This is a genomic window from Streptomyces sp. NPDC050619, from assembly GCF_040654815.1.
Taxonomy (GTDB): domain Bacteria; phylum Actinomycetota; class Actinomycetes; order Streptomycetales; family Streptomycetaceae; genus Streptomyces.
In genome coordinates this window covers 78,675-102,668 of the sequence record NZ_JBFAIR010000031.1, presented here as the reverse complement: position 1 = coordinate 102,668, position 23,994 = coordinate 78,675, and the positions used below count along the sequence as shown (strand labels likewise).

The following is a 23,994-nucleotide window of genomic DNA, read 5'->3' as shown; positions in this document are numbered from 1 at the left end:
CCCGTTCAGCACGCGTCCCGCATCAGCTCCGCCAGGTCGTGGTCCAGATCGAGTTGCAGATGCTCCAGACCGACGGGCACCAGCTCGCTCGTCGCCTGGAGGAACTGCCCCAGCTCGTCCGAGCGGACGTGCACGACGGCGGTGCCCTCGGGGGCGTGGAACTCCAGGACGGTGCGGCCGTACCCGTACGGGCGTACCCGTACGTCGCCGTGGCCCTCGGGCCCCTTGACGCCGGCCGAAAGCAGCTCGCGGCTGAAGGTCCAGCAGACCTCCACGCCCTCCAGAGTGGCCGGAGCGGGGAAGGTCATGCGGACGGCGAACGGATCCCGCCGGTCGTAGTGCAGCGTGGCGGGAATGCTCGGCATCCGCGGGGCGGCGGCGACGAGACGGGCCTCGACGGGCTGCTCGATGACGATGTTCAACGCCTTGCTCCCTTGTGACGGCCGGACGGACTTCCGGGGATGAGGCCCGGCATTGGAAGAGACGACGGAATGAGCCAATCCGTGCACACGAATGGCGAGTGACCTCTGTCACCGCGTTCATTCACGGGAGTGGCGCAGCTCTCCTTCCGGGCCAGGACGGGCACTTGGGGCGACCGTCGCCACCGCCCGAGGTGAATCGCCGTGCTCTGGACGGCATCTGGCCCGTGAGCTAGCTTCGCCCGCCATGAGGCGCTTGGGGAACACGCGAGGAACGAGACGAACGCCACGGACCAGACGTACGAGCCGGACGGGCCGGGTGAGCCGGACGCTCGCCGCGGGCGCGGCCTGCGCGGCGGCCCTGGCCGCCCTGACGGCCGTGCCCGCGCAGGCGCATCCGCCGGAGCACGGGACACCGCACTGGGAGCTCAAGGACAGCGGCAGCCCCGACGTACGGTTCCGGGGCCTCGCGGCCGTCAGCCGGAACACCGCGTGGGTCTCCGGTACGCAGGGCACCGTGCTGCGTACCACGGACGGCGGGGCGAACTGGCGGAACGTCTCCCCGCCGGGCGCCGCCGAACTCCAGTTCCGGGACATCGAGGCGTTCGACGCGCGCCGCGCCGTGGTGCTGGCCATCGGCGAGGGCGAGGCGTCCCGCGTGTACCGCACCGACGACGGCGGCGAGACCTGGACCGAGTCCTTCCGCAACACCGACGCGAGGGCCTTCTACGACTGCCTCACCTTCTTCGACCGCCGCCACGGCCTCGCGATGAGCGACCCGGTGGACGGAAAGTTCCGCATTCTGTCCACCGGTGACGGCGGCCGTACCTGGAAGGTGCTGCCGAGCGCCGGTATGCCGGCCGCGCTGGAGGGCGAGGCCGGGTTCGCGGCGAGCGGCCAGTGCCTGGTCTCGTCCGGCCCGCGGGACGTCTGGCTGGCCACCGGCGGCGCCGCACGCGCGCGCGTGCTGCACTCCGCCGACCGCGGACTGACCTGGACGGCCTCCGACACGCCGATTCCGGCGGGCGACCCGGCCCGTGGAGTCTTCGCGCTCGCCTTCCGCGACCGTACGCACGGTCTGGCGGTCGGCGGCGACTACCGCCCGGACCAGACCTCACCGCGGCCGGCGGCCCGCACCGCCGACGGCGGCCGCGGCTGGCAGCCCGCCGCCGGGCCGCCGCCCGCCTACCGCTCCGGCGTGGCCTGGCTCCCGCACAGCCGCACGGCCGCCCTAGCGGTCGGCCCGACCGGCACGGACCTGACGACGGACGGCGGCCGCACCTGGCGGACGGTGGACACCGGCTCGTACGACACCGTGGACTGCACGCCCGACCTGGGGTGCTGGGCGGCCGGGGAGCAGGGCCGGGTGGCCCGCCTGGAAACCTGATGGCATGCGGTATGCCGTATTTGCCGGAATGCGGGTACCCGTTCGGCGAACGCGAGAGGAGTGATCGGACATGCCACGTGGTTCCAGCCCCAAGCGGGAACGCCAGTACGAGCACATCAAGGAGAGCGCGGAGGACCGGGGCGAGAGCACCGGTCGCGCGAAGGAGATCGCCTCGCGGACCGTGAACAAGGAACGCGCCCGGTCCGGCGAGTCGAAGAGCGCCAGCCGCGTCTCGACCCAGGACATGTCCTCCGGCAAGCGAGGCGGCCAGCGGTCCGGCAAGGGCTCCCAGGGGCCGACCCGCGACCAGCTGTACGAGGAGGCGAAGCGCCGGGGCATCCAGGGCCGTTCGGACATGAACAAGAGCCAGCTGGAGCGCGCGCTGGGCAAGAGCTGACCCGATGCCTCAGCGCGTCGGCCGGGGACCGTAGGCTCGCCGGCACCATGACGACCGTACGCATTCCCGCCGGCTGGCCGGCGACCGAGGAGCAGGCCCGCGCCGTCCAGGACGAGTTGCGGGAGCGCGTGGTGCTCGACGAGCCGGGACCGCCGCCCGGTACGGGCCATGTGACCGGCGTCGACGTGGCGTACGACGACGCGCGGGACGTCGTCGCCGCCGCGGCCGTCGTCCTGGACGCCGCGAGCCTCGCCGTCGTCGCCGAGGCCACGGCCGTCGGCCGGATCACCTTCCCGTACGTGCCCGGCCTGCTCGCCTTCCGCGAGATCCCCACGGTCCTCGCCGCCCTGGACGCGCTGCCCTGCCCGCCCGGCCTGATCGTCTGCGACGGCTACGGACTGGCCCACCCGCGCCGCTTCGGCCTCGCCAGCCATCTCGGCGTCCTCACCGGCCTGCCCACGATCGGCGTCGCCAAGAACCCCTTCACCTTCGCCTGCGACGACCCGGACGCCCCGCGCGGCAGTACGTCCCCGCTCCTCGCCGGCACCGAGGAGGTCGGCCGCGCCCTGCGCACACGGGACGGCGTGAAGCCGGTCTTCGTCTCCGTCGGCCACCGCGTGAGCCTGGACAACGCCTGCGCCCACACCCTCGCGCTGACGCCGCGCTACCGCCTGCCGGAGACGACCCGCAGGGCCGACAGCCTGTGCCGCGCGGCACTGCGGAACGCGACGTCCTGAATACCTCGGGACGCGACTTCCTGAGTACCTCGTCTGAGTACCTGTACGGATGTGGCGGTGCCGCCGTGATCGGCAGGCTGGTCCCCATGACGACGCACCGTGCTTCCAAGCCCCTCGCCGACCAGCCCCGGCCCGTAGAGCGTGCCGTGACGGCCGCGCTGATCCTCGCCGTGACGGCGGGGGTCGCCTGGATCGGCGGGATGATCTACACCGTGCTGGGGTGGTCCCTGTAAACCCTTGAACCCGGCTGTGGTCCCGGTGAAGCCGGCTAGTGCCGCGGCACTAGCGACTCGCCGCGACCCGGAAGGTGATCCCCGCCCGGCGCAGCCGTTCGGTCAGCGCGTCGCCCATCGCGACCGCCGTCGTGACCTGGCCGGCGCTCGGCGGAAGGTCGTCGAAGGCCAGGGACAGCGCCGACTCGGCGAAGATCTTCGCCGTCTCGCCGTACCCAGGGTCGCCGCCCGCGACCTCGGTGAACACCCGCCGGCCGCCGCCCTCGCCGACGAAGCGGACGGAGAACCAGCTCCTCGCGCGCTTCTCGGGGCCCGGCCCCTCCCCGGCCCTGAACCGGTCGGACAACCAGCGGCGTGCGGGCGGCAGTTGGGCGGCGGCGAGGAGCGCGCCCACGGCCGCGACCCCGCCCACCGCGACGGGCAGGCGCCGTACCGCGGCGTACTCGCGGTAGCGGAAGTCGGGGCCGTACCGCTCCAGGGCCCGCGCGGACCGCCGTACGATCCGCGCGTCGATGGTCGGCAGGGGCAGCGCCCAGGCGCCGACCTCCCGGGCGAACCGCGGTGCGCCGGTCGAAGCGGAGGCCTGTCGTCCCACCAGCCGCGGCTCGTGCCGCCCGCGGTCCCGTGCGGCGGCCAGGAGCCGGCGCCCGCGTGCGAACTGATTCAGCGCCGAGGCGAGGGTGCCGCCCGAGAACGAGGCGTCCGCGGTCACGAACCCGTCGACCGTCAGCGGTACCCCCTCCGGCAACTGCCGGACGGTGAAGTACACACCCAGGTCGTGCGGCACCGAGTCGAAACCGCAGGCGTGCACCAGCCGCGCACCCGTCTCACGCGCGCGTGCGTCGTGACGGACGTACATCAGGTCCACGAACTCGGGCTCACCCGAGAGGTCGAGATAGTCCGCGCCCGTGTCCGCACAGGCGGCGACGAGTTCCTCCCCGTACGTCACATAGGGACCCACCGTGGTGGCCACCACGCGCGCGTGCTCGGCGAGTGCGCGCAACGAGGCCGGATCGGACACGTCGGCCCGCAGCACCCCGATCTCCGAGCCGCCGGGCAGCCGCTCGCGCAACGCCTCCAGCTTCTCCGCGCCGCGGCCGGCGATGGCCCAGCGCAGGCCTTCGGGCGCGTGCGCGGCGAGGTACTCCGCGGTGAGCGTGCCCACGAAGCCGGTGGCCCCGAAAAGCACGATGTCGAACGGACGATCCGCTCTGTTCAGCCTGCTCATGACACTCCTGGGTCCTGCCGCGCGCCGTTGTCGGTGGCCGAGGCTAGCGTGAGGAGTGGGAAAGTGCGCGCCGAGGCGGGGTCACTCGCCAAGCGCGTGCTCGCCCACCTCTTGTGTCCACCGCTCCACGTTCTTGGCTCGCTGGTGTTACATCAGTTGTGTCATACCAGTTGTGTCATACCGGTTGTGTCCCATCACTTCACTGGGGGCTGAATGGCAACGACGCCAGGGCAGGGCCCGCTCACCGGCGTGCGGGTGGTCGAGTTGGCCGGCATCGGGCCCGGCCCGTTCGCCGCCATGCTCCTCGCCGACCTGGGCGCCGACGTCGTCCGGGTGGACCGCCCCGGCGGATCCGGGCTCGCCATCGACCCGGAGTACGACGTCACCAACCGCAACAAACGTTCGGTGCTCATCGATCTGAAGTCGCCGGACGGCCCCGCCCGCGTCCTCGATCTGGCCGCACGCGCCGACGTCCTCATCGAGGGCTACCGCCCCGGCGTCGCCGAACGCCTCGGCGTCGGCCCCGAGGCCTGCCACGCCCGCAACCCCGGGCTCGTCTACGGCCGGATGACCGGCTGGGGCCAGGAGGGCCCGCTCGCCCAGCGCGCCGGCCACGACGTGGCGTACATCGCGCTCACCGGCACCCTCGGCATGATCGGCGGCCCGGACGAGCCGCCGGCCGTCCCCGCCAACCTCCTCGGCGACTACGCGGGCGGCTCGCTCTACCTCGTCGTCGGGGTCCTCGCGGCCCTGCACCACGCGCGCGCCACCGGCACCGGCCAGGTCGTCGACGCCGCCATCGTCGACGGCACCGCCCACCTCTCCGCGGCGATCCACGGCATGCTCGCGGCGGGCGGCTGGCAGGACCGGCGCGCCGCCAACCTCCTCGACGGCGGCTGCCCCTACTACGGGACGTACGAGACCGCCGACGGCAAGCACATGGCGGTGGGCGCCCTGGAGCCGCAGTTCTACGACGAGTTCGTGCGCCTCCTCGGCATCGAGGACCAGGCCCCGGCCCGCAAGGACTGGACCCGCTGGGGCGAACTGCGCGCGGTGGTCACGGCCCGCTTCAAGTCCCGTACGAGGGAGGAGTGGACGGCCGTCTTCGCGGGCTCCGACGCCTGCGTGGCGCCCGTACTGTCGCTGCGGGAGGCCCCGCACGACCCGCACCTCGCCGCCCGCGGCACCTTCACCGACCACGGCGGCATCACCCAGCCCGCCCCCGCGCCCCGCTTCTCCGCGACCCCGACCGAAGTCCGCACCGCCCCGGCCCAGCCGGGTGCCGACACGACCGAGGTGGCCCGCGACTGGGAAGTACCCGGCCTCATGAAAGGCCCCGAATCCGGCCCCGAAAAAAGCTCCGAATCCGGCTCCGAATCCTCATGAAAGGCCCTGCATGAAGCGGCAGATCTTCGCCCTCGAGCACGACGCGTTCCGCGCGACCGTGCGCAGCTTCCTGGCCAGGGAGGTGCTGCCGTACTACGAGCAGTGGGAGAAGGACGGCGTCGTCGCGCGCGAGGCGTGGCGCGCGGCCGGCAAGCAGGGCCTGCTCGGGCTCGCCGTGCCCGAGGAGTACGGCGGAGGCGGCACCGCCGACTTCCGCTACAGCGCGGTCCTCGCCGAGGAGTTCACCCGCGCGGGCACCCCCGGACTCGCCCTCGGCCTGCACAACGACATCATCGGCCCGTATCTGACCGGCCTGGCCACCGAGGAGCAGAGGCGACGCTGGCTGCCCGGCTTCTGCGACGGCACGCTGATCACCGCCATCGCCATGACCGAGCCCGGCGCCGGATCCGACCTCCAGGGCATCCGGACCCGCGCCGAGGACAAGGGCGACCACTGGCTGCTGAACGGCTCCAAGACGTTCATCTCCAACGGCATCCTGGCCGACCTGGTGATCGTCGTGGCGAAGACGACCCCGGAGGGCGGCGCGCACGGTCTGTCGCTGCTCGTCGTCGAGCGGGGCTCGGCGGGCTTCGAACGCGGCCGCAACCTCGACAAGATCGGTCAGAAGGCCCAGGACACGGCTGAGTTGTTCTTCCACGACGTCCGGGTGCCCAAGGAGAATCTCCTCGGCGAACTGAACGGTGCCTTCGGGCACCTGATGACGAACCTGGCCCAGGAGCGCCTGAGCATCGCCGTCTCCGCGATCGCCGCCGCTGAGAACCTGCTGGAGATCACCACGGAGTACGTGAAGGAACGCGAGGCCTTCGGCCGGCCGCTCGCGACACAGCAGCACATCCGTTTCGAGATAGCCGAGATGGCCACCGAGTGCGCCGTCACCCGCGCCTTCCTCGACCGCTGCGTCGAGGCCCATGGAGAAAGCGGGGACGGCGGACTCGACGCCGAGCACGCCTCCATGGCCAAGTGGTGGGCGACCGAACTTCAGAAGCGGGTCGCCGACCGCTGCCTCCAACTGCACGGCGGCTACGGCTACATGACCGAGCACCCCATCGCCCGGGCCTTCACCGACGGCCGGATCCAGACCATCTACGGCGGAACCACCGAGATCATGAAGGAGATCATCGGGCGTTCCCTCCTCGGCTGACCCTGCGAGAAAGGCTTTCCAGTGAGCACCGAAGCGTACGTGTACGACGCGATCCGCACCCCGCGCGGCCGCGGCAAGGCGAACGGCGCCCTGCACGGCACGAAGCCCATCGACCTGGTCGTCGGCCTCATTAACGAGATCCGCGACCGCTTCCCGAGCCTGGACCCGGCCGCCGTCGACGACATCGTCCTCGGCGTCGTCGGCCCGGTCGGCGACCAGGGCTCGGACATCGCCCGGATCGCCGCCGTCGCCGCCGGACTGCCGGACACGGTGGCCGGCGTGCAGGAGAACCGCTTCTGTGCGTCGGGCCTGGAGGCCGTCAACATGGCCGCCGCCAAGGTGCGTTCGGGCTGGGAGGATCTCGTCCTCGCGGGCGGTGTCGAGTCGATGTCCCGGGTGCCGATGGCCTCGGACGGGGGCGCCTGGTTCAACGACCCGATGACCAACCTCGCCGTCAACTTCGTGCCGCAGGGCATCGGCGCCGACCTGATCGCCACCATCGAGGGCTTCACGCGGCGCGACGTCGACGAGTACGCGGCCCTCTCGCAGGAGCGGGCGGCCACGGCCTGGAAGGAGGGCCGCTTCGACCGGTCCGTCGTCCCGGTGAAGGACCGCGGCGGGCTCGTCGTCCTCGACCACGACGAGCACCTGCGCCCGGGGACGACCGCCGACTCGCTCGCGGGGCTCAAGCCTTCCTTCGCGGACATCGGTGACCTGGGCGGCTTCGACGCCGTGGCGCTTCAGAAGTACCACTGGGTCGAGAAGATCGACCACGTCCACCACGCGGGCAACTCCTCCGGCATCGTGGACGGCGCCTCCCTGGTCGCGATCGGCTCCCAAGAGGTCGGCGAGCGCTACGGGCTCACCCCGCGCGCGCGGATCGTCTCCGCCGCCGTCTCCGGCTCCGAGCCCACCATCATGCTCACCGGCCCCGCGCCCGCCACCCGCAAGGCGCTCGCCAAGGCCGGGCTGACCATCGACGACATCGATCTCGTCGAGATCAACGAGGCCTTCGCGGCGGTCGTGCTCCGCTTCGTGAAGGACATGGGCCTGTCCCTGGACAAGGTCAACGTCAACGGCGGCGCCATCGCCCTCGGTCACCCCCTCGGCGCGACCGGCGCGATGATCCTCGGCTCGCTCCTCGACGAACTGGAGCGCCAGGACAAGCGGTACGGCCTCGTCACCCTGTGCGTGGGTGGCGGCATGGGCATCGCGACGATCGTCGAGCGCGTCTGAATCCCGGCGGAACCGGATCCGAGAGACCTCTGCGCACAAGAGACCTCTGCGGATCCAAGAGACCTCTACGGAGACCCTGTCATGACACAGAGCACCACCATCCGCTGGGAACAGGACCGCACCGGCGTCGTCACCCTCGTCCTCGACGACCCGAACCAGTCCGCCAACACCATGAACAAGGCGTTCCGCGACTCCCTCGCGGTGATCACCGACCGCCTGGAGGCCGAGCAGGACACCATCCGCGGCATCATCATCACCTCCGCCAAGAAGACCTTCTTCGCCGGCGGCGACCTGCGCGACCTGATCCGGGTCACGCCCGAGACCGCGCGGGAACTGTTCGACGCCGGCATGGCGATCAAGCGCGACCTGCGCCGCATCGAGACCCTGGGCAAGCCGGTCGTCGCGGCGATGAACGGCGCGGCCCTGGGTGGCGGTTACGAGATCGCGCTCGCCTGCCACCACCGCATCGCCCTGGACGCGCCCGGCTCGAAGATCGGCTGCCCCGAGGTCACCCTCGGCCTGCTCCCCGGAGGCGGCGGCGTCGTCCGCACGGTACGCCTGCTCGGCATCGCCGACGCGCTGCTGAAGGTCCTCCTCCAGGGCACCCAGTACAGCCCGCGGCGCGCCCTGGACAACGGCCTCGTCCACGAACTGGCCGCCACCCATGAGGAGTTGCTCGCCAAGGCCCGTGCCTTCATCGAGGCCACCCCGGACTCGCGACAGCCCTGGGACAAGCCGGGCTACCGGATCCCGGGCGGTACGCCCGCCAACCCCAAGTTCGCGGCGAACCTGCCCGCCTTCCCGGCCACCCTGCGCAAGCAGACGGGCGGCGCCCCCTACCCGGCCCCCCGCAACATCCTCGCGGCCGCCGTCGAGGGCTCCCAGGTCGACTTCGAGACCGCGCAGGTCATCGAGTCCCGCTACTTCGCGGAGCTGGCCGCCGGGCAGACCTCGAAGAACATGATCCAGGCCTTCTTCTTCGACCTCCAGGCGGTCAACTCCGGAGCCAACCGCCCCAAGGGCATCGAGCCGCGCCAGGTCCGCAAGGTCGCCGTCCTGGGCGCCGGGATGATGGGCGCCGGCATCGCCTACTCGTGCGCCCGCGCGGGGATCGACGTCGTCCTCAAGGACGTCGCCCTGGAAGCGGCCGTCAGGGGCAAGGGCTACTCCGAGAAACTGTGCGCCAAGGCCGTCTCCCGGGGCCGTATCACCCAGGACAAGGCGGACGCGCTGCTCGCGCGCATCACGCCCACGGCGGACCCGCAGGACCTGGCGGGCTGCGACGCCGTCATCGAGGCCGTCTTCGAGGACTCGGCGCTCAAGCACAAGGTGTTCCAGGAGATCCAGCACGTCGTCGAGCCGGACGCGCTGCTGTGCTCCAACACCTCCACGCTGCCGATCACCGCGCTGGCCGAGGGAGTCGAACGTCCCGTCGACTTCATCGGGCTGCACTTCTTCTCGCCGGTCGACAAGATGCCCCTCGTCGAGATCATCAAGGGCGAGCGCACGGGCGACGAGGCCCTTGCCCGTGCCTTCGACCTGGTCCGGCAGATCAAGAAGACACCGATCGTCGTCAACGACTCCCGAGGCTTCTTCACCTCGCGCGTCATCGGTCACTTCCTCAACGAGGGCGTGGCGATGGTCGGCGAGGGCATCGAGCCCGCGTCGGTCGAACAGGCGGCGGCGCAGGCGGGCTACCCGGCCAAGGTGCTGTCCCTGATGGACGAGCTGACGCTCACGCTCCCGCGCAAGATCCGGGACGAGACGAAGCGGGCTGTGGAGGAGGCGGGCGGCACGCGGACCTCTCACCCCGCCGATGCCGTCATCGACCGCATGGTCGACGAGTTCGGCCGCACCGGGCGCAGTGGGGGAGCGGGCTTCTACGACTACGGGGAAGACGGCAAGCGGACGGGGCTGTGGCCGGGACTGCGCGAGCACTTCACCCGGCCGGGGCATGAGATCCCCTTGGAGACTGTGCCCTTCAAAGACATGCAGGAACGCATGCTCTTCTCCGAGGCGCTCGACACGGTGAGGCTCCTGGAGGAGGGCGTCCTGACGTCCGTGGCGGACGCCAACATCGGTTCGATCTTCGGCATCGGCTTCCCGGGATGGACGGGGGGTGTCCTGCAGTACATCAACGGCTACGAGGGCGGGTTGCCGGGCTTCGTGGCACGCGCGCGTGAGCTGGCCGAGCGGTACGGGGAGCGGTTTGCGCCGCCCGCGCTGCTGGTGGAGAAGGCGGAGAAGGGGGAGCGGTTCGGGGACAGCTGAGGTCGGCGGGGGTGCACGTCCCTGGGGGCTCGGCCCCCAGATCCCCGGCCTTGCCCAGCCACATCACAGTTCCCGTCAGGCGGCCCGGAACGCCCGCACCAGACACTCGGTGAGGCGGGCCGCGATGCTCCCGTCCGGGTCCAGCCGGGGATTGAAGATCGTGACCTCGAAGCCGACCGCTCCGGGGCAGGACAGCGCGGTCCGCAGCACGGTCTCCAGTTCCCGCCAGGTCAGCCCATCGGGCATGCGATAGTCGACCGCGGGCATGATCGCGTCGTCCAGCACGTCGGCGTCGAGGTGGATCCAGTAGCCGTCGGCACCGCCCGGACGGTCCGCCGCGAGCAGGTCGACCGCACTGCCCGCCGCCCGGTCCACGCCGAGGGCACGCACGTCGTACAGGTCCATCGCGTGCAGCTCGGCCGGCAGCGGCTGCATCCCGGCCGCCGCGGACTCCTCCTCGTCCCGGAAGCCGAGGGCGACCACGTCCTCGTCCCGCACCAGTGGCCCCCGGCCCTCCAGATCGGCGAGGACGTCCGGCCCGCGGCCGGTGGCCAGGGCGAGCTCCATGGAGGCCACTTCGCCGGTCGGCTCCGCCGCGGGCTGGTAGAAGTCGGTGTGCCCGTCGAGGAAGAGCAGACCGTTCCGGCCGCCCCGGCGGCGCAGCGCCAGCAGACTGCCGAGCAGGACACTGCAGTCACCGCCCAGGACCACCGGGAACCGGCCGTGATCGAGGACACCGCCCACCGCGTCGGCCAGCGCGGGGGAGTACGCCGCGATGCCGTCCGGGTTGAGGACCCCGGTGTCAGGGTCCCGCCGCGAGTCGTACGCGGGCGGCTCGACCCGGCCCGCTCGCACCGCTCCCAGCCTCTCGGCCAGCCCGGCCCCGAGCAGCGCCCGCGGCGACTCCTCGACACCGGTCGGCCGCAGCCCCAGCACGGACGGCGCCTCGATGACCGCCACGTCCCGCACGTCCGACACCTCCGTCAGCCCGGCGGCGCCGGCCGGCTCACGCGTCCGGCGCATGAGCCAACCGTAGACCGCCGGGCAGAACAGCGCCCCTCAGTGAGCGTGCTCGTGCACATCGTTCGTCGCCGCGATCTTCTTCCACGACCGCGGCTGCACGGGAGCCGCCGCGGACCGGGCCAGGGAGGCGTCCCGTGCCGCGGGCGCCGCCGGCTTCACCGGCTGGAACAACCATGTGTCGAACAACGCGGCCAACGGCTTGCCGGACACCTGTTCGGCGTACTTCTGGAAGTCGGCGACCGACGCGTTGCCGTACGCGTACTCCTGCGGCCACCCCTTCAGGATCGCGAAGAACGCCTCGTCGCCGATCTCGTTGCGCAAGGCCTGGAGGGTCAGCGCACCCCGGTCGTAGACGGCGAGGTGGAACTGGTTCTCCGGCCCCGGATCCCCGGGCTTCACCGTCCAGAACGGGTCGTCGGCCGGGTGCGAGGCGTACACGTAGTCGGCGAGTTCCTGTGCCGTCCCCTCGCCCTCGTGCTCGGACCACAGCCACTGGGCGTACCGCGCGAAGCCCTCGTTGACCCAGATGTCCTTCCAGTCGGCGACGGACACGAGGTCGCCGTACCACTGGTGGGCGAGTTCGTGCACGACCACGGAGGTGTTCGTCCCGGCCGCGAACTGGCGCGGGCTGTAGAAGGGGCGGGTCTGTGTTTCCAGGGCGTACCCGGTGTCGGTGTTCGGCACGTACCCGCCGAGCGCGTTGAACGGATACGTCCCGAAGTAGTCGGTCAGCCAGTCCGCGATCTCCCCGGTCCGCTCGATGCTCGCCCGGGCCGCGCCGTAGTTGTCGCCGAGGTCCTTGCTGTAGGCGTTGACGACCGGGATGCCGCTCTCGGTCGTGCCGCTCGTGACGTCGAACCTGCCGACCGCCAGCGTCGCGAGATAGGTGGCCTGCGGCTTGTTCGACCGCCAGTTGTAGCGGGTCCAGCCGGCGCGTGAACTCGTCGACTGGAGCGTGCCGTTGGAGATGGCCTGCGTGCCGTCCGGCACCAGCACGGACACGTCGTAGGTGGCCTTGTCGAGCGGGTGGTCGTTGCTGGGGAACCACCACCAGGCCGCTTCGGGCTCGTTCGCCGCGACACCGCCGTCCGGCGTGCGGTGCCAGCTGGTGAAGCCGTACGCCTGCTTCGACGACGGCACACCGCTGTAGCGCACCACGACGGTGATGTCGGTGCCCTTCGCGAGCGGGGTCTTCGGGGTGATCTCCAGCTCGTGCTCGCCGGAGGTCGCCAGCGACGCCTTCGCGCCGTTGACCCGCACCTCGCTCACGTCCAGCAGGAAGTCCAGATTGAACCGGGAGAGATCCTGGGTGGTGCGGGCCAGCAGGGTCGCCGTGCCCTCCAGCTCGTCGGTCGACGGCTGGTACTTCAGCCGCAGGTCGTAGTGGGAGACGTCGTATCCGCCGTTGCCGTAGTCCGGGTAGTAGGGGTCGCCGATGCCCGGCGCACCAGGGGAGTGACTTGCGGCCGATGCCGGGATCGCCAGCAACAGGGTGGCCGCCGCGAGTGCGCCCGGCGCGGTGATTCTGCGGTGCACAAAAGCTCCAAGTCGTAGGAGTACGAAGTCTGTTCGGAGCCTATTGATTCCCTGTGGACCCGAGTCTGTCCACGGCCCCCGCTGTCACATGAATGCCATTCGGCCGTCATGAAGCCACGGCTCCAGAGGCCTCATGCGCCCCGCACGCGTCCGATTGCCCTCTTCTGCACGCGAGTTGACCCATGTACCGTCCCGCGCATGCCGACACGCATGCGCTTCACGACCTGGAGACCGCTCGCCGCCGCTGCCGTCGCCACCCTGATGGCAGCCTTCTTGACGCCGATGGCCGCGCACGCCACCCCACAGGAGAGCAAGCCGGTCTACTCGTACGAGAACGCCGTCCGCGAAGCCGTCTGGGTGGACACCCGACTCGACGGCGACAGCGACGGGAAGAGCGACCGCGTCGCCGTCGACATCGTCCGGCCGCGCGAACCCGCCCAGCAGGGCCGCAAGGTACCCGTGATCATGGACGCCAGCCCGTACTACTCCTGCTGCGGGCGCGGCAACGAGAGCCAGTTGAAGACCTACGACGCGAACGGCGACGTCGTCCAGATGCCGCTGTTCTACGACAACTACTTCGTGCCCCGCGGCTACGCCTTCGTCGGCGTCGACCTCGCCGGCACCAACCGCTCCGACGGCTGCGTGGACGTCGGCGGGCGCTCCGACATCCAGTCCGCCAAGGCCGTCGTCGACTGGCTGAACGGCCGGGCCAAGGCCTACACCAGCCGCACCGGCACCACCACCGCCAAGGCGACCTGGACCAACGGAAAAACCGGCATGATCGGCAAGAGCTGGGACGGCACCATCGCCAACGGCGTCGCCGCCACCGGGGTCGAGGGCCTGAAGACCATCGTCCCGATCAGCGCCATCTCCACCTGGTACGACTACTACTTCTCCAAGGGCGCCCCGCTCTACGACTCCGGCCCCGACTGGCTGTCCGACTACGTCGACAGCCCCGACGCGCGCGCCAAGTGCGCCGCCGTCCAGCAGGAACTCGTCGACGGAGCGCCGCGCACCGGGGACTGGACCCCGCTGTGGAGCGGGCGCGACTACGTCAAGGCCGCGAGCAAGGTGAAGGCGAGCGTCTTCCTGATCCACGGCATGCAGGACCTCAACGTCCGTATGCAGCACGTCGGTCCGTGGTGGGACGCGCTCGCGAAGAACGGCGTCGAGCGTAAGATCTGGCTCTCCCAGACCGGCCACGTCGACCCCTTCGACTTCCGCCGCGCCACCTGGGTCGACACCCTGCACCGCTGGTTCGACCACGAACTCCTCGGCTACGACAACGGCGTCGACCGCGAGCCGATGGCCGACATCGAGCGCCACCCCGACCAGTGGGTCACCTCGCAGGCCTGGCCGCCGCGCGGCACCGGCACCACGACCCTGCGCCCCGCCGAAGGCACCCAGGAGGGCGTCGGCACCCTCGGCCTGCGCAAGGGCACCGGCACCGAGACCTTCACCGACAACCCGCAGTTGAGCGAGACCGACTGGGCCGCGCAGATCGACACGGCCACGCCCGACAAGGCGGGCTTCGCGACCGGCGCGCTCACCCGCGACGTGCGGCTGGCCGGCTCCTCCAAGGTCACCGTCACCGCCACCCCGACCACCTCGACGGCCCATCTGTCCGCCGTCCTGGTCGACCTCGGCCCCGACACCATCCGTGACTACGGCGCGAGCGGCGAGGGCATCACCACGCTCACCGACCGCACCTGCTGGGGCGTGAGCACCACCGGCGACAGCGCCTGCTTCAAGGAGACGCGGGCCAAGACCGCCGACGTCGACTACACGGTCGTCAGCCGCGGCTGGGCCGACCTCGGCAACCACGCCTCCGACCAGGGCGCTGCGCTCACCCCGGGCAAGGCGTACACCATCACCCTCGACCTCGGGGCCACCGACCACGTCGTCCCGGCCGGCCACCGTCTCGCGCTGATCGTCGCGGGCACGGACAAGGACCTCATCGACCCGCCGTCGAGCAAGCCCACGCTGGCCCTCGACCTGTCCCGTACGTCCGCCCGCGTCCCGCTGCTCGGCGGCGCGACCGCGTTCGCGCGCGCCACCGCCGGCTCCAAGTCCGCCACGCCCGAGGCCACGACACTCGACGGAGTCGAGGCCCCGCGCACCGTCCAGCGCGTTCCGGAGGGAGGCCGGTGATCCGCGCCCTGACCCTCACGACGGCGGCCCTGGCCGCGACCCTCGTCGCCGCACCGGCCGAGGCCGCTCAGACCCCGCCCCGCACCGGCTTCGAGGAGTCGGACGGCGCCCGCTGGACCGGGGAGGTGGAGGAACAGGACTTCCTGGCGGCCGTCGACAAGGCAAGCGCCCGGGTCCTGGTCGACCGCATCGGTACGACGAAGCAGGGCCGCCCGCTCCAACTCGCCCGGGTCGGCGCCCGGCACGCCCCGAACAAGGTGCTGCTCGTGTGCAGCCAGCACGGCGACGAACCGTCCGGCCGCGAGGCCTGCCTCACCACGATCCGCGACCTGGCGTACGCGAAGGACGGACAGACCCGCCGCTTCCTGGACCGCACCACCGTGCTCGTCGTACCCACGGCCAACCCCGACGGCCGGGCCGCCGACACCCGGGGCAACAGCGACGGTGTCGACATCAACCGCGACCACCTCGCCCTGCAGACCGCCGAGGGACGCACCATGGCCGCGCTCGTCCGGGACCAACACCCGGACGTGGTCTACGACTTGCACGAGTACGGCGCCACACCCCCGTACTACGACAAGGACCTCTTCGACCTGTGGCCGCGCAACCTCAACACGGCCGCCGCAGTCCACGACGAGGCCGAGACCCTGTCCCAGGCCCACGTGCGCCCCGCCGCGCGGAGCGCCGGGTACTCGACCGGCACGTACGGCATCTGGACCGACCCCGTCACCGGGGAGCCGATCCGGCAGGTCGCCGGCGACGGCCAGGAACGCATCCTGCGGAACATGTCCGGCGTCAAGCACACGGTCGGCCTGCTCATCGAGAGCCGCGTGGAGCCGCTCACCCAGGTCGACGAGGCAACCAACAACAGACGCCGAGTCGACTCTCAACTGGGCGCCCTGGAGGGCCTGTTCGGCTTCGCCGACGAGCGTCGCGCACAGGTCGAGGCGGCGACGAGCGCAGCCCGGCGCGCGGGCTACGCCGACACCGGCCCCGTCTACGTCGGCGGCGCCGACAACGACCCCGCCGAACCGTCCGAGGTGATCCAGGACCCGCCCTGCGGCTACCGGCTCACCACCGACCAGTACACGGAGGTGAAGGACGAACTCGCCCTGCACGGAGTGACGACCAGGGGCACCTACGTCCCGCTGCGCCAGTCCCTGCGCGCCCTCGTCCCGTTGCTCCTGGACGAACGTGCCCCGTACCACCTCACGGCCGGTGAACCCGTCACCGACTGCTAGGTCCTGTCGTCAAATTCCCGCCTGCCGCGCGACGCCATGCACGCACTCTCGCCGCACCGGGCGCAGACCCACGTACAACCAGTACGAGGGCCTGCGCCCGGCACGCCGAGAGCACGCACCTGACGCCGCGCGGCCCGCCCTTCGGGCGGACGACGGGAATTTGACGACAGGACCTAGGCGGTCGAGGTCCACGGCACCTGTGGTAGGCCAGAACATTGCAATTAGTTGGCGTACCCATGGCTTTACAGGGGAAGGTGCCGCGGATGACAGAAGACCTGAAGAAGAGAGGTGGCCAGGAGGGTCCCGCGGACGTTCCTGGCCGCCCTCGCCACGAGACCGACCGGGTGGTGTTCGGCGTCACCGCCGCCATCACCGTGGCATTTGTGATCTGGGGCGCGTTCGCGACCGACTCACTGGAGAGCGCCTCCGGGAAGATGCTTGAGGGCCTGATCCACAACGGCGGTTGGGCCTTCGTCCTGGCCGCCTCCGCCTTCGTGGTCTTCGCCCTGTGGCTGGCGGTCAGCCGCTACGGCAGTATCCACCTCGGCACCGAGGGCGAGCAGCCCGAGTTCCGCACCGTGTCGTGGGTCGCGATGATGTTCAGCGCCGGCATGGGAATCGGCCTGATGTTCTACGGCGTGAGCGAGCCGCTCTCGCACTACACGACCCCTCCGCCCGGCACCAGCCCCGCCGACTCCGCCGGCCGCATGGAGACGGCGATGGCCACCACGCTCTTCCACTGGGCACTGCACCCGTGGGCGATCTACGCGGTGGTCGGCCTCGCCATCGCCTACAGCACCTTCCGCAAACGCCGGCGCCAGACCATCAGCGCGGTCTTCACGCCGCTCATCGGCGAGAAGCACGCGAACGGCGCCTGGGGCCGGGTGATCGACATCCTCGCGATCATCGCCACCGTGTTCGGCTCCGCGGCCTCGCTGGGCCTGGGCGCGCTCCAGATCGGCTCCGGTTTCCAGGAGCTGGACTGGATGGACGACGTGAGCACCGGCCTGCTCGTCTCCATCATCGCCGTGCTGACCCTGGCCTTCGTCGCCTCGGCCGTCTCCGGCGTCGAGCGGGGCATCCAGTGGCTGTCCAACATCAACATGGTGCTCGCCCTGCTGCTCGCGGTCTTCGTCTTCGTCGTGGGCCCGACGGTCATCGTCCTCGACCTGCTGCCGACGTCGATCTTCTCCTACCTCGGTGACCTGCCGCAGCTCGCAGGCCGCACCGAGGCCAGCGGCGGCGAGGGCGTCGCGGAATGGCTCAGCGGCTGGACCGTCTTCTACTGGGCCTGGTGGATCTCCTGGACGCCCTTCGTCGGCATGTTCATCGCCCGCATCAGCCGGGGCCGCACCATCCGGCAGTTCGTCGGCGGCGTCATCCTCGTGCCCAGCACCGTCAGCCTCGTCTGGTTCGCGGTCTTCGGCGGTACGGCGATGAAGGTCAAGGAGGGTGGCGCGCTCGGCGGCGAATCGACCCCCGAAGGGCAACTCTTCGGTGTGCTACAGGAGTTCCCCATCGCGACCGTCACCAGTCTGCTCGTGATGATCCTGGTCGGCATCTTCTTCGTCTCGGGTGCCGACGCCGCGTCCATCGTGATGGGCACGCTCTCCCAGAAGGGCGCCCTGGAACCCGGCCGCTTCGTCGTCGTGTTCTGGGGGATGGTGACCGGAGCCGTCGCCGCGATCATGCTGCTCGTCGGCAGCGGCCAGGGCGACGCGCTCACCGGCCTGCGAAACCTCACGATCCTGGCCGCCGCGCCCTTCGTCCTCGTGATGATCGGTATGTGCGTCGCCCTCATGCGCGATCTGCGCAGCGATCCGGTCATCGTGCGCGGCCAAATGGGATCCGAGGCCGTCGGACTCGCCGTGATCGAGGGGCACAAGAAGTACGACGGCGAGTTCGAGATCAGGGTCGGTCCCGGCCCCGGCACGGACACGGAGGGCGACCCAGTGGGCCACGACCACGGCTGAGCACCGGCCATCGCCTGTCGATGCGGCTATCGATCGTCGTCGTCCACCGGCCGGCGGACAGACTCACCGCGGTTGGCATCCGCTCGTGCCTGTCCGTCGGCGGCTGTGCCTCGATGCGCGGCCGGTTTCTGCGTGGCGGAGGCGAGGAGTGCCAGTTTGTCGGCGCTGTCCGTGCCGGGGTCCGGGTGGAAGACGACGAGCGCCTGGCCTGCCGTGCCGCTGATGCCCAGCCTCTCCCGGTTCAGCCGCAGGCCACCGACCTGCGGGTGGTCGATGTACTTGGGCCTGCCTTCGCACGCGTCCACGTCGTGGCGGGCCCAGAGCTGACTGAACCGGGGGCTGGCGAGGGCGAGTTCGCCCACGAGCTCGATGAATCGGGGGTCGTCCGTGTCGGTGCCGACGGACTCGCGGAAGCCGGCGACCATGCTGACGGCGGCGTCCTCCCAGTCCGGGTGGAGGGCCTGCTCGGCGGGGTCGAGGAACAGATCCCGCAGGCGGTTGGCTCCCGCCACCAGGCGTGGCGACAGAGCGGTCGCCAAGGCGTTGGCGGCGAGGACGTCGAGGTAGCGGCCCTCGACCAACGCGGGGAGCGGGAGCGTGGCGACGAGCTGGGCGATGCCCGAAGGGACGGTCTCCTTCGGGCGTCGGCGCCGGTGCCGTCGGGGTCTGGGGGCGCCGAGGCGCAGCAGGTGCGCTGTCGCGTCGTCGTCGAGCCGCAGCACCCGGGCGATGGCCTCGAGGACCTGCACCGAGGGGTTGCGGTCGCGGCCCTGTTCCAGGCGCAGGTAGTAGTCGGCGCTGATGCCCGCGAGCATCGCGACCTCTTCCCGGCGCAGACCCGGCACGCGCCGTACCCCCACAGCGGGGATCCCGACCTGTTCAGGGGTGACGAGCTCACGGCGGGCGCGCACGAACTCGCCCAGCGGATTCGGTTCGTGGGTCATCTCCGCACTGTAATTTCCGCGGCCGCGCGCGTGCCTGGTCCTGTCACCCCCAGGATCGCGGGGACCCTGGCTCGGCCGGAATCCGGATGGCAGCGTGCTCAGCGGTCCACCGACCCGACGCAAAGGAGCGAAACCATGTCGACGTATCTGCTGGTACACGGTGCCTGGCACAGCGGACAGTGCTGGGAGCGGGTGGTCCCGTTACTGGAGTCGGCCGGACATCGGGTCCTCGCGCCGTCGCTGACCGGCCACGGCGACAAGGCGCATCTGCTCAGCCGCGAGGTGGGGCTCGACACACACGTCGACGACATCGTCGGGCTGATCACCGAGGAGGACCTCACCGAGGTGATCCTCGTGGGACACAGCTACGCCGGGCTGGTCATCTCGTCCGCGGCCCACCAGGTCCCGGACCGGATCGCACATCTGGTCTACCTCGACGCGATGGTCCCTCAGGACGGCGAGAGCGCGGCCGATGTCCTCCCCGCGACCCAGGTCCTGATCGACCTCGCCGCGAAGTCCGACATCGGCTGGCGGGTTCCGCCGCCCCTCGAGATACCCGGGGCCCCGGGTCTGTTCGGGGTCACCGACCCGGCGGACGCCGCCTGGCTGCGCGCGATGCTGTCGGACCAGTCGGTGCGCTGCCTCCAGCAACCGGTCCGACTGGACAACCCGGCCGTGAACACCATCCCGCGGACGCACATCCACTGCGTTGCCGGCGGGCAGGAACGTTTTCCCCGGCGACCCGTCCCCGCGATACAGCCCAACGGCAGCCCAGCGCAGGTGTGGGAATTGGCGACCGGCCACGACTGCATGATCACCATGCCGGTCGAGCTCACCGAACTCCTGCTCAAGCTCGGCCTCGGCTGACCGAAGCAGTGCGGGGCCACCGCCCCGCACTGCGCTCACCCGCCGGGCGGCACGTCGCCGGAGACGAGCCCGGCCGCCTCCTCCGCGCACCCCCAGGCCACCGTCACCCCCGCCCCGCCGTGACCGTAGTTGTGCACCAACACCCGCCCGTCAGCGAGGAGTTCCCGCTCCAGCCGGACCGCGTCCCGGGCGGGCCTGAGCCCCACCCGGTGCTCCAGCACCCGCGCCCCGGCGATCTCGGGCCGCAATGCGGCACACCGCCGTACGATCGCCTCCGCCACGGCCGGATCCGGCTCCAGTGACCAGTCGTCCTCGTCCGCCGTGCCGCCGAGCAGGAGCCGGCCGGGCTGCGGGAAGAAGTACGACGTCTCCCCGGAGGTCTCGGAGACCAGCCAGGTGCGGATGCCGGGGTTCTCCACGACGACCAGCTGCCCGCGCACGGGCCGCACGGAGGGATCCGGTACGAGTGCGCGGGCGCCGAGGCCGGTGCAGTTGACCACGACCGGCGCTTCGACTTCGCTCAGGTCCGAGACCGTACGCGTCTCGATCGAACCGCCCGCCGCGAGGAACCGTTCCCGCAGCCACGGCAGATGAGTCGACATGTCGATGAGCGGCAGCCGGGCCCACATCCCCGTCCCGGTGTACTCCGCGTCCGTCGACGCCCGCAGCCCCGGCACCCGGGCCCGAGCCCACGCCTCAGCCCCGTCCGGATCCGCCTCGCCCATCACCCCCTCGACCAGGCGTACGCCGGTCAGTTCGGGCCGTGCCGCCAACTCCTCGTAGAGGTCCAGTGACCGCAGCGCCCACCCGCGCGCGAGCGCGGCCGGCTCGATCGCGTACGGCCACCACAGCGCCCCGGCAACCGCCGAGGTGGTCCGCTCGGCCGGATCCCGCGTCCACACCCGCACCCGCCTGCCCCGCTCGGCGAGCACGACGGCCGTCGTCAGTCCGATGACACCGCCGCCGACCACGACGACGGCGTCCTTGCGTTCACTCTCCACGCGGGGACCGTAGCGGAATGTGCCATGCCGTGCTCAATCGTCCCCGCGCTGGGGATACTCACAGCATGTCTGCCGCATACGCGACCTTCGGCCTGGCACCGGCGATGCGTGCCGGTGGAGTCCTCGCCAACGGTGACTACCAGGTACACCGGGACTTCGTGGACTTCGTCGTCGACGGCCGCCCGCTCCTCTTCCAGCTCTCCGACCTCGACGCCGTCTCCCCGCTCGCCTCCGACGTCCCGCCCGCGATCTTCACCGCCCAGGTCCGCAGCCTGCTCCGGGAGACGCCGGCGCCGCTGCCCGGCGGCCGCTACGTCATCTACGGCTGCCCCGAGTGCGAGGACCTGGGCTGCGGCGCCGTCACCGCGGTGATCGACCGCGACGGCGACGACTTCATCTGGCGGGACTTCGCCTGGCAGACCGACGAACACGCCGACCTGGAGCTCAACGGCTACCACGGCATCGGGCCCTTCCGTTTCCAGGGCGGCGCGTACCGGCAAGCCCTGGCCTCCCTGCTGGACGGCTCCGTCGGCACGCGCCGCCGCGTCCTGCTGATCGGCGCCCGCGTCGCCGTCCTGGCCAAGCTCGCCGCCGCGCTGCGCACCATCGGCATCGGCGCCGACATCACCCATGACGCGCGGGACGTCCCCGCCGAGGAACTGCGCGCCTACGGCGCCGTCGCCTTCGGCCGCGCGATCACCCAGGAGGAACGTGCCTCCGTGCGCGGATCCTTCGAACGCGCCGGCGTCGAGGTGGCCTACGTCGACGGTCTCGCCCCGATCGTCCCGCTCCTCGTCGCCCAGATCGAACACGCCCTGGACCGCAGCCCGCTCGAACAGCGCCGTCTCACCCACCTGGTCGCCGCGAACGGCGAGGCGGGCATCGAAGTCACCTCGCCGTGCCGGGTCCGCCTCACGGCGTACCGCCTCGACCGCCTCTACCGCACCCACACCCACGAGCTCTTCGACGGCATCCTGGAACCGGGCCGGCACCGCATCGCCCTGGACGCCAAGGCGGTGAAGGGGGAGTCCTTCGTGGTGGCGCGGACGGCGGGGAGTGTGCTGGTCGAGGCGATGGCGCACTGAAAAACCCGGACGCGGACCGCCGAGAAAGGCCACTATCATCGGCGGTCTGATGACTGCCACCCTCGTCGCCAAGAACCTCGCCGCCGGCCACGCCGACCGCTCCCTGTTCACCGGGCTCGACCTCGTCGTCGCGCCCGGCGATGTGATCGGACTGGTCGGAGCCAACGGCGCGGGCAAGTCCACCCTGCTCAGGATGCTCGCCGGCCTCACCGCCCCGGAGGAGGGCGAGCTGCGGCTGTCCCCGCCGAGCGCGACCGTCGGCCATCTGCCGCAGGAGCCCGAGCGGCGGCCCGGCGAGACCGTCCGGGATTTCCTCGCCCGCCGCACCGGCGTCGCCGAGGCCCAGCGGACGATGGACGAGGCGACGCAGGCGCTGGTCGACGGGGCACCGGGCGCCGACGACGCGTACGCCACCAGCCTGGAGCGATGGCTCGGCCTGGGCGGAGCCGACCTCGACGAGCGGGCGGAGGAGGTCACCGACACGCTGGGCCTGGCCGTCGACCTGGACCAGCCGATGACCTCCCTGTCGGGCGGCCAGGCGGCACGCGCCGGCCTCGCCTCCCTCCTCCTGTCCCGCTACGACGTCTTCCTGCTGGACGAGCCGACCAACGACCTCGACCTGGACGGCCTGGAGCGCCTCGAACGCTTCGTGAGCGGCCTGCGCGCCGGCACGGTCGTCGTCAGCCACGACCGCGAGTTCCTCACCCGCACCGTCACCAAGGTCCTCGAACTCGACCTGGCCCAGCAGCAGATCACCCTCTACGGCGGCGGCTACGAGGCCTACCTGGAAGAGCGGGAGGTCGCCCGCCGGCATGCCCGCGGCGACTACGAGGAGTACGCCGACAAGAAGGCCGCCCTCCAGGACCGGGCCCAGATGCAGCGCTCCTGGATGGACAAGGGCGTGAAGAACGCGCGCCGCAAGGCGAACAACGACAACGACAAGATCGGCCGCAAGTTCCGCAGCGAGGCCAGCGAGAAGCAGGCCGCGAAGGCCCGCCAGACCCAGCGCATGATCGAACGCCTCGACACCGTCGAGGAACCGCGCAAGGAGTGGGAGCTGCGCATGGAGATCGCGTCGGCCCCGCGCTCCGGCGCGGTCGTCGCGACCCTCCGGGACGCCGAGGTATGGCGCGACGGCTTCGTCCTCGGCCCGGTGACCCTCCAGATCGACTGGGCGGACCGGGTCGCGGTGACCGGAGCGAACGGCTCGGGCAAGTCGACCCTCCTCGGCGCCCTGCTGGGCCGCGTCCCGCTGGATGCGGGCAGCGCCGCCCTCGGCTCCGGCGTCCTGGTCGGCGAGGTCGACCAGGCCCGCAAGCTGTTCCACGGCTCACAAGCGCTGCTGGACGCGTTCTGCGCGGCCGTCCCGGACACCGAGCCGGCCGAGGTCCGCACCCTCCTCGCCAAGTTCGGCCTGAAGGCGGACCATGTCCTGCGCCCGGCGTCCACCCTCTCCCCGGGCGAACGCACGAGGGCGGCCCTAGCCCTGCTCCAGGGCAAGGGCGTCAACCTGCTCGTCCTCGACGAGCCGACCAACCACCTCGACCTGCCGGCCATCGAGCAGCTGGAGTCGGCCCTCGACGCCTACGAGGGCACGCTCCTGCTGGTCACCCACGACCGGCGCATGCTGGACGCGGTCCATGTGACACGCCGCTTCGAGGTGACGGACGGCAAGGTGACGGAGCGCTAGGCGCTGCCGTCACCTCGGCCGTCTCGC

Annotated in this window: 20 protein-coding genes; 14 read left to right on the top strand and 6 right to left on the bottom strand. The window is 71.3% G+C overall.

The window, feature by feature from the left end:
• Window positions 1–5: 5 nt before the first annotated feature.
• Window positions 6–422: an SsgA family sporulation/cell division regulator gene (locus AB0I77_RS38590; RefSeq protein ID WP_363287467.1), complete on the bottom strand. Its 417-nt coding sequence runs from the start codon at window positions 420–422 to the stop codon at window positions 6–8.
• A 316-nt stretch (window positions 423–738) separates the two neighbouring features.
• Between AB0I77_RS38590 and AB0I77_RS38585 the strand changes: the two genes are divergently transcribed.
• The 4 genes from AB0I77_RS38585 (at window position 739) to AB0I77_RS38570 (ending at window position 3,173) form a co-directional block, all read left to right on the top strand.
• Window positions 739–1,806, top strand: coding sequence for an oxidoreductase (locus AB0I77_RS38585; protein WP_363287466.1), 1,068 nt, complete (start codon window positions 739–741; stop codon window positions 1,804–1,806).
• A 70-nt stretch (window positions 1,807–1,876) separates the two neighbouring features.
• Window positions 1,877–2,203, top strand: coding sequence for a plasmid stabilization protein (locus AB0I77_RS38580; RefSeq protein ID WP_363287465.1), 327 nt, complete (start codon window positions 1,877–1,879; stop codon window positions 2,201–2,203).
• A 47-nt stretch (window positions 2,204–2,250) separates the two neighbouring features.
• Window positions 2,251–2,940 (top strand): endonuclease V, encoded by a 690-nt coding sequence (locus AB0I77_RS38575; RefSeq protein WP_363287464.1) that lies wholly within the window; start codon window positions 2,251–2,253, stop codon window positions 2,938–2,940.
• Between the two features lie 86 nt (window positions 2,941–3,026).
• Complete coding sequence (locus AB0I77_RS38570; RefSeq protein WP_363287463.1) at window positions 3,027–3,173, top strand: hypothetical protein; 147 nt, start codon at window positions 3,027–3,029, stop codon at window positions 3,171–3,173.
• A 49-nt stretch (window positions 3,174–3,222) separates the two neighbouring features.
• On the opposite strand, the gene AB0I77_RS38565 is transcribed toward AB0I77_RS38570, so the two are convergent.
• Complete coding sequence (locus AB0I77_RS38565; protein WP_363287462.1) at window positions 3,223–4,401, bottom strand: saccharopine dehydrogenase NADP-binding domain-containing protein; 1,179 nt, start codon at window positions 4,399–4,401, stop codon at window positions 3,223–3,225.
• Between the two features lie 213 nt (window positions 4,402–4,614).
• On the opposite strand from AB0I77_RS38565, the gene AB0I77_RS38560 reads away from it, so the two are divergent.
• The 4 genes from AB0I77_RS38560 to AB0I77_RS38545 all read left to right on the top strand — a co-directional run bounded on the left by AB0I77_RS38560 (window position 4,615) and on the right by AB0I77_RS38545 (window position 10,456).
• The gene (locus AB0I77_RS38560) at window positions 4,615–5,787 is read left to right on the top strand and encodes a CaiB/BaiF CoA-transferase family protein (protein WP_363287461.1); all 1,173 of its coding nucleotides are present in this window, start codon (window positions 4,615–4,617) and stop codon (window positions 5,785–5,787) included.
• Window positions 5,788–5,797: 10 nt separating this feature from the next.
• Window positions 5,798–6,949, top strand: coding sequence for an acyl-CoA dehydrogenase family protein (locus AB0I77_RS38555; protein ID WP_363287460.1), 1,152 nt, complete (start codon window positions 5,798–5,800; stop codon window positions 6,947–6,949).
• Between the two features lie 21 nt (window positions 6,950–6,970).
• The gene (locus AB0I77_RS38550; RefSeq protein WP_363287459.1) at window positions 6,971–8,185 is read left to right on the top strand and encodes an acetyl-CoA C-acetyltransferase; all 1,215 of its coding nucleotides are present in this window, start codon (window positions 6,971–6,973) and stop codon (window positions 8,183–8,185) included.
• An 81-nt stretch (window positions 8,186–8,266) separates the two neighbouring features.
• Window positions 8,267–10,456 carry a 3-hydroxyacyl-CoA dehydrogenase NAD-binding domain-containing protein gene (locus AB0I77_RS38545; RefSeq protein WP_363287458.1) on the top strand — a complete coding sequence of 730 codons (2,190 nt, stop codon included), beginning with the start codon at window positions 8,267–8,269 and terminating at the stop codon, window positions 10,454–10,456.
• Between the two features lie 75 nt (window positions 10,457–10,531).
• Here AB0I77_RS38545 and AB0I77_RS38540 read toward each other — a convergent pair whose 3' ends face one another.
• Entirely contained in the window at window positions 10,532–11,479 is a 948-nt protein-coding gene (locus AB0I77_RS38540; RefSeq protein ID WP_363287457.1) for an arginase family protein, read from the bottom strand.
• 36 nt (window positions 11,480–11,515) lie between these two features.
• On the bottom strand, window positions 11,516–13,015 hold the full coding sequence (locus AB0I77_RS38535) for a M1 family metallopeptidase (protein WP_363287456.1): 1,500 nt from the start codon (window positions 13,013–13,015) through the stop codon (window positions 11,516–11,518).
• Window positions 13,016–13,213: 198 nt separating this feature from the next.
• Here AB0I77_RS38535 and AB0I77_RS38530 point away from each other — a divergent pair, with 198 nt between their 5' ends.
• From AB0I77_RS38530 to AB0I77_RS38520, 3 genes are all read left to right on the top strand, one after another.
• Complete coding sequence (locus AB0I77_RS38530; RefSeq protein ID WP_363287455.1) at window positions 13,214–15,166, top strand: Xaa-Pro dipeptidyl-peptidase; 1,953 nt, start codon at window positions 13,214–13,216, stop codon at window positions 15,164–15,166.
• Window positions 15,163–16,407 carry a M14 family metallocarboxypeptidase gene (locus AB0I77_RS38525; protein WP_363287454.1) on the top strand — a complete coding sequence of 415 codons (1,245 nt, stop codon included), beginning with the start codon at window positions 15,163–15,165 and terminating at the stop codon, window positions 16,405–16,407. The genes AB0I77_RS38530 and AB0I77_RS38525 overlap by 4 nt, the downstream gene beginning before the upstream one ends.
• Window positions 16,408–16,670: 263 nt before the next feature.
• Window positions 16,671–18,380, top strand: coding sequence for a BCCT family transporter (locus AB0I77_RS38520; protein WP_363287453.1), 1,710 nt, complete (start codon window positions 16,671–16,673; stop codon window positions 18,378–18,380).
• 26 nt (window positions 18,381–18,406) lie between these two features.
• On the opposite strand, the gene AB0I77_RS38515 is transcribed toward AB0I77_RS38520, so the two are convergent.
• Complete coding sequence (locus AB0I77_RS38515; protein ID WP_363287452.1) at window positions 18,407–19,324, bottom strand: helix-turn-helix transcriptional regulator; 918 nt, start codon at window positions 19,322–19,324, stop codon at window positions 18,407–18,409.
• 135 nt (window positions 19,325–19,459) lie between these two features.
• On the opposite strand from AB0I77_RS38515, the gene AB0I77_RS38510 reads away from it, so the two are divergent.
• Window positions 19,460–20,191 carry an alpha/beta hydrolase family protein gene (locus AB0I77_RS38510; RefSeq protein ID WP_363287451.1) on the top strand — a complete coding sequence of 244 codons (732 nt, stop codon included), beginning with the start codon at window positions 19,460–19,462 and terminating at the stop codon, window positions 20,189–20,191.
• A gap of 35 nt (window positions 20,192–20,226) precedes the next feature.
• Here the strand turns inward: AB0I77_RS38510 and AB0I77_RS38505 are convergent, their stop codons facing one another.
• On the bottom strand, window positions 20,227–21,192 hold the full coding sequence (locus tag AB0I77_RS38505) for an FAD-dependent oxidoreductase (protein WP_363287450.1): 966 nt from the start codon (window positions 21,190–21,192) through the stop codon (window positions 20,227–20,229).
• 65 nt (window positions 21,193–21,257) lie between these two features.
• Between AB0I77_RS38505 and AB0I77_RS38500 the strand changes: the two genes are divergently transcribed.
• Window positions 21,258–22,277: an oxidoreductase gene (locus AB0I77_RS38500; protein WP_363287449.1), complete on the top strand. Its 1,020-nt coding sequence runs from the start codon at window positions 21,258–21,260 to the stop codon at window positions 22,275–22,277.
• A 49-nt stretch (window positions 22,278–22,326) separates the two neighbouring features.
• On the top strand, window positions 22,327–23,967 hold the full coding sequence (locus AB0I77_RS38495) for an ABC-F family ATP-binding cassette domain-containing protein (protein ID WP_363287448.1): 1,641 nt from the start codon (window positions 22,327–22,329) through the stop codon (window positions 23,965–23,967).
• The last annotated feature ends 27 nt before the right edge of the window (window positions 23,968–23,994 follow it).